At 67.0% G+C, this 7,960-nt stretch carries 11 protein-coding genes and 2 pseudogenes; 7 read left to right on the top strand and 6 right to left on the bottom strand.

Annotated elements, in window-relative coordinates; genetic code table 11:
* From HNQ07_RS23710 to HNQ07_RS23695, 4 genes are all read left to right on the top strand, one after another.
* A partial coding sequence (locus HNQ07_RS23710) for an alpha/beta fold hydrolase (protein WP_184116500.1) occupies positions 1 to 252 on the top strand: 252 nt, incomplete at its 5' end.
* Between the two features lie 488 nt (positions 253 to 740).
* Entirely contained in the window at positions 741 to 1,031 is a 291-nt protein-coding gene (locus HNQ07_RS23705) for a hypothetical protein (protein ID WP_184116498.1), read from the top strand.
* A gap of 22 nt (positions 1,032 to 1,053) precedes the next feature.
* Positions 1,054 to 1,569 (top strand): hypothetical protein, encoded by a 516-nt coding sequence (locus HNQ07_RS23700; protein ID WP_184116496.1) that lies wholly within the window; start codon positions 1,054 to 1,056, stop codon positions 1,567 to 1,569.
* 492 nt (positions 1,570 to 2,061) lie between these two features.
* Positions 2,062 to 2,889: a TolB family protein gene (locus tag HNQ07_RS23695; protein WP_184116494.1), complete on the top strand. Its 828-nt coding sequence runs from the start codon at positions 2,062 to 2,064 to the stop codon at positions 2,887 to 2,889.
* A 116-nt stretch (positions 2,890 to 3,005) separates the two neighbouring features.
* Here the strand turns inward: HNQ07_RS23695 and HNQ07_RS23690 are convergent, their stop codons facing one another.
* Positions 3,006 to 3,128 (bottom strand): hypothetical protein, encoded by a 123-nt coding sequence (locus HNQ07_RS23690; RefSeq protein ID WP_260323287.1) that lies wholly within the window; start codon positions 3,126 to 3,128, stop codon positions 3,006 to 3,008.
* Positions 3,129 to 3,172: 44 nt separating this feature from the next.
* On the opposite strand from HNQ07_RS23690, the pseudogene HNQ07_RS23685 reads away from it, so the two are divergent.
* Positions 3,173 to 3,343 (top strand): annotated as a pseudogene (locus HNQ07_RS23685) (transposase); the annotation flags it as partial.
* A 378-nt stretch (positions 3,344 to 3,721) separates the two neighbouring features.
* Here HNQ07_RS23685 and HNQ07_RS23680 read toward each other — a convergent pair.
* The 5 genes from HNQ07_RS23680 to HNQ07_RS23660 form a co-directional block, all read right to left on the bottom strand.
* Positions 3,722 to 4,243, bottom strand: a complete 522-nt coding sequence (locus HNQ07_RS23680; RefSeq protein WP_184116492.1) for a sce7726 family protein — start codon at positions 4,241 to 4,243, stop codon at positions 3,722 to 3,724.
* Positions 4,231 to 4,527 carry a hypothetical protein gene (locus HNQ07_RS23675; RefSeq protein ID WP_184116490.1) on the bottom strand — a complete coding sequence of 99 codons (297 nt, stop codon included), beginning with the start codon at positions 4,525 to 4,527 and terminating at the stop codon, positions 4,231 to 4,233. The genes HNQ07_RS23680 and HNQ07_RS23675 overlap by 13 nt, the downstream gene beginning before the upstream one ends.
* Positions 4,524 to 6,083 (bottom strand): DNA methyltransferase, encoded by a 1,560-nt coding sequence (locus HNQ07_RS23670; protein WP_184116488.1) that lies wholly within the window; start codon positions 6,081 to 6,083, stop codon positions 4,524 to 4,526. Before HNQ07_RS23670 ends, HNQ07_RS23675 begins: the two co-directional genes overlap by 4 nt.
* Before the next feature lie 16 nt (positions 6,084 to 6,099).
* Positions 6,100 to 6,423 (bottom strand): DUF3006 domain-containing protein, encoded by a 324-nt coding sequence (locus HNQ07_RS23665; protein WP_184116486.1) that lies wholly within the window; start codon positions 6,421 to 6,423, stop codon positions 6,100 to 6,102.
* A 61-nt stretch (positions 6,424 to 6,484) separates the two neighbouring features.
* The gene (locus HNQ07_RS23660) at positions 6,485 to 6,835 is read right to left on the bottom strand and encodes a DUF3761 domain-containing protein (RefSeq protein WP_184116502.1); all 351 of its coding nucleotides are present in this window, start codon (positions 6,833 to 6,835) and stop codon (positions 6,485 to 6,487) included.
* A 170-nt stretch (positions 6,836 to 7,005) separates the two neighbouring features.
* Between HNQ07_RS23660 and HNQ07_RS23655 the strand changes: the two genes are divergently transcribed.
* Both HNQ07_RS23655 and HNQ07_RS23650 read left to right on the top strand, forming a co-directional pair.
* Positions 7,006 to 7,239, top strand: a complete 234-nt coding sequence (locus HNQ07_RS23655) for a hypothetical protein (protein ID WP_184116484.1) — start codon at positions 7,006 to 7,008, stop codon at positions 7,237 to 7,239.
* Between the two features lie 539 nt (positions 7,240 to 7,778).
* Positions 7,779 to 7,960 (top strand): annotated as a pseudogene (locus tag HNQ07_RS23650) (sorbosone dehydrogenase family protein); the annotation flags it as partial.

The raw sequence follows: 7,960 nt of genomic DNA, 5'->3' as shown, positions 1-7,960 counted from the left end.
GCGGGCGCGACGGTGCTGGCGACCCGGCCGGACTCGGTGCCGACCTTGAAGACGATCACGGTGCCGACGTTGATTCTGGAGGGGGTGGAGGACACGGTATACCCGCCGGACTTCTCGGTGAAGCTGCAGCAGAACATCGCGGGCAGCACGCTGGTGCTCATTCCGGGGGCGGCGCACGCGGCGATCTTCGAGAAGGCGGACGCCGCCAACGCGGCCATCCTCACCTGGGCCCGCGCCCACAACCTGCGCTGAGCGGTGAGTCTCGCGGCGGCGTCGGAGCCGGTTCCCACCCGCTGGGCTGGGGCCACGGACGCCGTCGTCCTGAAGGCACTGGCGGAGCGGGACGAGGATGCCTTGCGGGAACTGCACCGTCGCTATGCACGGGCGGTGTATGCGCTGGTGCTGAGGTCAGGCACCACCAGTCCCGAGGCCGTGGTCCAGCGTGCGTTCCTGGCAATTGCGTGTCACGCTGGAGATCAGGCCCAGAGCTCACTGGGCGCGCGGGCGTGGATTCTCGGGATGGCCTGCTGGACGCTGAGCAGGCCGAGAGGCGATTGAACAGCCGGTGGGTCGGTATCCAGTTCCGATCTGCCGACATTGACGCAGTGAGGGTGAGGACTGAGGTACGTGTGAGCATTGCTGGGCGTCATGCGTGGTGCTCTATAGGCACGCCCATGGCATCCCGGCAGGGGAAAACGCTCAACGAGACCTGACTTGAACCAGTGGCGGTACGCTGGGGCATGACGAAAGTGGTGCTGATCGTGCAGGGCCTGATCGTGACGGGCGAGCAGGTGGATGTGGCCCGGGACGACGTGCGCGAGTTGATGGTCCGGCCCGACGGCGGCGCGGAGATCATTGTGCTGGAGCACGCCGTGATCGAGGGGCCGGGCCTCACGAAGAGCTGCCCCCTGCTGGTGATCCCCCGCGCGGAAATCGGCGCCGTGGGCACGCCCGCGGGTCAGGCCGACGTGGTGATGAGTCCGGCAGAGCAGCTGGCCACGCTGCGCCGGGCGTTCGATCGCCGCCGCTGAGACGGGGGGAGGAGGTTGCACCGTGATGACCGGGAATGCAAGGACTCAGAAGCGCGTGCTGGGGGCCGAGGGAGGCGTCGCTGTGCTGGCGACCTTTACGCTCGCGCCAGACTCACACCAGGGCGTGACCACTGAACTGAACCTGCTGCATCTTGGCGCGGGCCATGCCCTGCTTGAACGGATCGACATCACCCAGTACGAGGACGTGTCCTCACGGCCGTTTCAATTCCCACCGGACGATGCCTCGAAAACGTTTCAATTTCCGGTGGCCGTTCTCCTGGCATCGGGCGAGGAGACCGTGGTGCTGAGCGGTACGGCGCTGGTCGATCTGGTGGCCCAGGCGCAGGAGACGCTGGCGGACGATCACGTGCTGCTGACGCGTGGTGACCGAGGCTTCGCGTTTCGCGTGGTGACACCGGTATCCCGGGTTCGTCTCGAGGTGAGGGTGCAGCAGGTGGTGTCAGAGGAGGGACCGTTCGCAACCCAGTGGGAGGTCGAGCTGGCGCCAATGGGTCTGGACGTGAACGCAACGGGGTGAATGTCAATTGGTCTGAGCACGCTGCTTCGCAGCTGACGTATCGGACCGGGGGTTGCTCAGCGGGATCTGGCCTATGACCGTATTGGTGGCGGGATGGATGACCGTCACCGTGTTGGACGTCTGGTCGGCGGTGGACACCCGGTCGCGGGAGGACAGGGCGGGGCCGTTCAACGTGGGCGGCTGCAGTACGTCCTGAGCTCCGCCGCCACTGGCGTGCTGGACGAGGGCGAGGGCACCGGTCACGCTGGCGGTGAGCAGGGCGGGATAGATGTGGACGCTGGAACATGACGGCCTCCAAAAACAAGGGCTGGCTCTGCGAGGGGCAGGGAACGGCTGGATGGGTGCCTTCATCACCCGTATGCGCTGCCTCCAGCTCCTGGATGCCCCGAAGCTTCACCGAAGCATCACGGTGTCACCTGCCGGCATCCTCGAAGTGAAGGTCACGCGACGTCCCGCTGATCTGCCGGCTTCGGACAACCGGTACGCTCAGCCATGCCCACTTTCAGTGCTCCTTACCCCATCACGCAGGAGGCAGGAACCGATCTGCGTGCGAACTGGACACCTGATGGTCAGTGGATCGTCTTCGAACGCTTGCAGGATGGTCGGCGGCGGTTACACCGTGTGCATCCGGATGGGTCAGATCTGGAACCGCTGGCCCTCAATGAACCCGACGGCTCAGACAGCACCGGCCGTCCGGCATTCTTCACGCCCAACGACGTCGTCTTCGTCAGTGATCGTCTGGGCCGCACAGCCCTGTTCCTGGACTCTCAGGGCCAGGTAACGCCGCTGCACCCCAGTGGGGAGCCCTGTTATGGGCCGGCCCTGGGCACCGCTGGCACCTGGCCGCTGCTGTACTTCCAGTCGGACGGTCCGGATGCGACGTACATCTGCGCGCTGTGGCAGAATGGGCAGGTGACCCGGCTTACCCACGCGAGGGGCGTACAGGATCAGCCGTGGCCGTTCCCGGACGGACAGACCTTCGTCTATCACGCCCAGGAGGATGGACGACATGTGGTGTGCCTCCAGTCCGAACAGGCCGGGGCTGCCCCAGTAGTCTTGAGCGATGCGGATGAGGAGACCGCCTACGTGACCCCGTTCCCGTCGCCGGACGGCCGGTGGATCGCGTTCACCTCGGCCCGGGGGGGCCAGGCGCAGGTGTGGGTGATGCGCCCGGATGGTTCCGAACGGCAGCAGGTCACTTCTGGCGCCCCGCACAGCTTTCCCGCGTGGAGTCCGGATGGACGCGCGCTGGTATGTACCCAGGGAACACCCACAGCGCCGGTGCCCAGCGGGTACCTGGTCATCATCGGCGTGAGCTGACATCCACACGTCGGGGAGGCCCTTCGATCTCATAGGCCAGAAGTCCGTGAACGCCTCCTGGCCGACAGCCATTTGGGGGGAGCACGGTACCCTCACAACGGCTGACGACCGCAGCGTCACGGCGCGTGGGTTTCAGGCGTGTAATGGGCGCTCAGATAGGCGATGATCTTCCCGGCAGTCTCGTCGCTGATGAAGGTCGCACCGTACTTCTCCTTCCTGGTCGGGCTGGCAGGGGACATGGGCGCAAAAAGACGCACCTCCACGAGTCGTGGAGGTGCCAACGGGATTCGTCGTCTTGAAGCGCCGCTGGGTGGTGGAACGGACGTTCGCTTGGTTGGGCAAGTCCAGGCGCATGGCCAAGGACGACGAAGCGCTGGTGGAAACTGCGGAGGACCTCATGTACGAAGTCATGTTTCGCTTGATGGTGCGCCGACTGGCAAAAGTTCCGCCTTGACCTTTATCAGACGCACTTTTGCAGGCCCGACGCATCGTCCGCTTGATGGGCGACCTTGGCCAGCGGGCGTGCGGTGGGTGCTGCTGGCAGTGAGGACACAGGCAGCTACATGGGTACTGGGGGCCACTGTGCTGAACCAGCTGTGCGAAGGCCGGGCTGAGGTCGAAGCGCGGCACCTCATGGCCGCAGGGGGACAGTACCTCGCTGGTGTCGGTGGTGGCCGCCACGGCGCGGTAGGCGTGCACGGTGAGGGTTGGTCGCGGTGGTAGCCCTCGGGCATGCCGGTGCGGGTGCGGACGCGCAGCACGGGGCCGTCCCGGGTGTCGACGACGCGCTCGCTCACCACGTGCACCGACCGCCTGGCTGGGGTCTTCTTGGTCATGGGTGCCCTCCGACCTTCCAAGACTGCATCCGCAGGTGGCCACGGGTGCGGATGTGACGCAGCGCCAGCTCCAGCACCTGTTCGGGCCGGGCCTTCAGCAGGTACTTGATGAGCACGGCGCGCGTGGTCTTGTGGGGCCAGCGCGTGTAAAACAGCTGGTACAGGGTCAGCAGGTCCTCGCCCGTCAGGGTCCACAGGAGGCGCTCCACGTTGAAGTGCCCCTTGCCGGTGTGGGCTGCGCGTAGAACAGCGAAGGTGCCGTCGTCCTTCAGCTCAATCAGGCCCCACGTGGTGGGGGCCAGGGTGCGCGCCTCCGCGACATGTCCGGTCGCCACCGCCAGGTGCCACGCGTCAAACTGCGGGGCGTATTTGGCCAGCTGTGCCGGGAGGTGCGTGAGCTTGTCCTGCGCGGTCTTGATCTCATAGCCGCAGGTGAAACCGGGCGTGAGGATGGCTAGGTCGGCGCGGCCGACGTGCACCTCCGGGGCCTCGGGGTGCGTCAGGGTCAGTTCCCGCACGGCCCAGGCCCCCACGGGTGCCGGTTGGCCAGCGTGACCACCCAGGTGAGTTCGTCCTTGCCACGTCCCTCGGTGCTGCGGGGCGGGTAGACCCGGAAGGTCGGCGCGGGCTCACCTGGCCCGGTGTGGGTGCCCTCGTGGCGGTAGGTGCCCCGGCCTTCGTGCACGGGCGGCTGACGGAAGCCGCACGCCAGGGACCACTGCCGGGCGGCGTCATCCCGTGTGTCGGCGGTCAGGGCCTCCCGGTCGCCGTACGGCCCGTGGCGGACGTACCACTGCGTCATGGGACAGGGGCGGGCCGGAATGTCGGGGTTGGCTGGGCTCTTGCGGTGCGCTCCAGGTTCAGTGCCAGCAGCTGCGTCAGGATCTCGTCGCCGGCCAGGGGCCAGTCCCAGCCGTAAGCGGCGGCCACGGCCGCGTCCAGGCGCTCGTGTGCCAGCCGCAGCGTGTAGGCCGGGGACGCAGTGCCCAGGCCGTCCGACAGCAGGTTCATCATCCCGGTCAGGGTGTAGCCCTGCGCCCTGAGGGCGGTGCGCGCGGTCTCCAGGAAGCGGGCGGCCTCCGCCACCTGCGCCTGGGTCTGCGGCGTCCAAGTTGGCAAGGGGAATGCCTCAAAGCATGTAGATGACGTGTACACCAGGTCATTGCCCTTACCGTGGGTGCTGGCATTCGCAGCGGCCCACATTACGTGCAGGCGGCTGTTCAGTACCCCGTGCATCCAGTCCTCGTCACTGGCCACGACCACCAACCGCCCTGACGGAAGATCCCGCGCGTCACACCACACGAAGGCCCGGTGCTTGGCCACGATGGATGTCGCTAAGTAGCGCGGCAGCGGGGCCAGCGCGTTCCGCATCCCCGTGTAGGGTCGTGCGAGCTGCCACCACTGAGCGGCCCTCATTTTGTCCTTGTTGGTCGCCCGCACCGGCTTCACGTGCTCGACCACGTGTGCAAAGGGCACCAGGTAGCGCGCGGCTTCCGCCTCTGTGCGGCTTCCAAAGTCGATCACCCAGGTGTCCCCGCGCACATCCACCAGGTCGTCGCCGTTCAGCAGAGGGCGCAGCACGTCGGCATTGTCCGCGCCGTCCGGGTTGGGCAGGGTCAGCCACGCGCGCGCCACGTTGCCCGGCAGGTCGAAGGCCCCGGCCAGCTTCACGCCCTGGAAGCTCAGGTTCGCGTTCTCAGGCAAGCGGGCGGCCGTGGTCACGTCGGCCCCGCCGGACAGGTTGGCGTGAATGACGGGCACAGGCACGAGCACCTCCACCTCGGCCGGGGTGCCCTCACCTTCCAGGTAGCCCAGGACGTGCTGCGCCTCTCGGCCGTCGTCAAAGCACACGGCGGCCACGCGCACGGCCGCGCCGTCCTGCAACCACGGCAGATTCGGCCACGCCTGGAAGATCCCGCCGGTCTCGTTGATGCGCTCCAGCACGCGGCGATTACCAGGCATGTTGATGGAGTTCGTGCTGATGAGCCCGGCGCGCCGGGTGGTGCCGGCCTCGATGGCGGCGCGGGCCTTCTCAAACCAGTAGCAGACCAGGTCGGACGTCGCCGGCAGCACGCCCTGGTACTCTGAACGCAACTGATCCACGTACGCCTGACCCAGGCATGGCCCCTGCTTTTTCTCTCCCAAGAACGGTGGATTGCCGACGATGAACTCGGCCTCAGGCCACGCGTAGGCGCTGCCGTCCGGGTTGAGCAGGGCGTCGTGATGGCGCAGGCCGTCCAGACGCTCCAGAACGGGGGAATCCCATTCCCCGCCGTGCGCGCGCTTCCACTGAATGTGGCCAATCCACAGCACCACGCTGGCCAGCTCGTGCGCGAAGGGCTCCACAGCAGGGCGCACACACAGGCAAGTTGCCTCACAGCTTGAGCTCGCCAGTCGTCGGCCCGGCATTCAAGGCGTCGAGGTCGGATTGCGTCTGCGTCCGGCGGGCCTCAGTCTCCTGAGCTTCAATGGAGAACGTCTGATCCTTGCCCTCGCCCTCGATGCGGATCACGTCCCCCTCCCTGACGCCCGTAGGCAGGCTCGCGCGGTCCCAGTCGGCGGTCGTGCCGTCCGGCAGCTCGACACGGGCTTTGTCGCCTTCCAGCGCGTCGATCACCACGCGCGTGGGCGCCTGCTCCACCTTCGGGGTGCTCGCAGCCGTGCGGAGGACGGAGCGGGTTCGTTTGCGTCTGGCCATCAAGGCAGTCTGGCACGGTACTTCTGAGCATTCACGCCAGATGAGAGCTTGCTCTGCGCCGTCAGTACCAGGTGGCGACGCCGCCGTGGTGCGAGCACGTGCCGCGCCGGTGCATGCTGAACGAGTACGAGCCGTCGCGGCACTGCGCGGACGCGCCACTCGGCCTGGTGTCGGCCACGACCGGACGCTGGATCTGCTGGCCATCCACATTCGTGTACGTTCCAGAGCTGGGCGTGGCTGGGCGCGGAGCAGGCGTGGGGGGCGCGGGGAAGCGCAGCAGGCTCCTGGAGACGTACCCGTGGCGGGTGCCGGCCGTGACGGCACACCACGTGGTGCAGGTACCGACCTGCACACGCGTTCCCTGAGGAAGGACGGTCAGGACGGTGCCGGTGGTGCTGGGGGCGCGGCGCAGGTTGGCGTTCGTCGTGGTGGTAGTGGTGGTGCATCACGTCGCCTCCTTCACCGGCGTGCCAACGCGCAGGCCGTGCGCTAACACAAAGGAATGCTCAGCGGGCACGGCAGAGGATAAGCTCAACCTGCCGAAATACCGGCGTAGCATGCCCAGAGCACACCGGAGTACACGTGAACAAAGACGATATGGCCATCCCCAGCAGCATCCCTGACAAGGTGATCCGCACCGCCCTTGAAACGCTGCGAGGCGAATTCGGCGAGGAGGACGTCACCTGGGAGGTGCCCCGGCGCAAGGGCAATCGTCCGACCAAGGTGTATTTCGAGGCCCGCGAGCTCGCGCTGCTGCGCCGCGCCAAAGATCGGGTCGAGGCGGTGCTCGCTGCGGCTGGCCACGCGCTGTACTGATCGCCTGCTTCCGGGGAGCCGCCGCCTGACGGGCGAGGCGCAGCTGTCCGGCCCGGATGCGTATGACCTGGCGTGGATTGAGCGCCTCGTGGCCGAGGCTGACGCGGCAGAGCAGGCCGCCGTCAGCGCCTCAAAGCATCCAGCTGCATGAGTTGGCGCTCTGTGCATACCGCGCTATCTCGGAGAAATCAAAGGCGACCTCCGGGTCGCCTTCATCCGTTGCATGGCAGTGCTACCGACGCGCTTGCACTTTCAGTCACGACATGTCTGCTTAGCAGACGTCGCTGCGCGTGCGCTTCAGTACCAGCTCGATCCACGTCAACAGTCGCCAGCTCCGCACGCCTTCACCGTGCCTGGCCAGGCGTTCGGGCATGCTGCGCTCGGAGTCCTCGGTATCCGCAGAATTGGCGATTGTCCAGAGTCCTCCCTGCCCTGCCTTCGCCAGCCTCAGGAATGCAGTGGTTCCCCGACGTCTACTGGGTAAGGTCACCTTCACCCAGTACGATCCCGGCGCCCTGGTGGCCCTTGTCTGATGGGGTATGGTTCCCCCGACCCGACACCTTGCCGCCCTGGCCCTCCTGACCCTGCTCAGCGCCTGCGCGATCGTCCGCAAGCCGAACACCGCAGCCCCCAACCTCGGCCTGACCGTCCCCGCCGGCTTTCACGTCGCCGTGTACGCCTCAGGCTTCAGCAAGCCCCGGCTGATGGCCCTGGCACCCAA

This window comes from Deinococcus metalli, from assembly GCF_014201805.1.
GTDB lineage: Bacteria > Deinococcota > Deinococci > Deinococcales > Deinococcaceae > Deinococcus > Deinococcus metalli.
This window is presented reverse-complemented; position numbering and strand designations above follow the sequence as displayed.

Excerpts from the sequence above, each read along its gene's own strand:
- HNQ07_RS23705 (WP_184116498.1), top strand. The coding sequence starts at position 741 with ATGACGAAAGTGGTGCTGATCGTGCAGGGCCTGATCGTGACGGGCGAG.
- HNQ07_RS23695 (WP_184116494.1), top strand. The coding sequence starts at position 2,062 with ATGCCCACTTTCAGTGCTCCTTACCCCATCACGCAGGAGGCAGGAACC.
- HNQ07_RS23690 (WP_260323287.1), bottom strand. The coding sequence starts at position 3,128 with ATGTCCCCTGCCAGCCCGACCAGGAAGGAGAAGTACGGTGCGACCTTC.
- HNQ07_RS23675 (WP_184116490.1), bottom strand. The coding sequence starts at position 4,527 with ATGACGCAGTGGTACGTCCGCCACGGGCCGTACGGCGACCGGGAGGCC.
- HNQ07_RS23665 (WP_184116486.1), bottom strand. The coding sequence starts at position 6,423 with ATGGCCAGACGCAAACGAACCCGCTCCGTCCTCCGCACGGCTGCGAGC.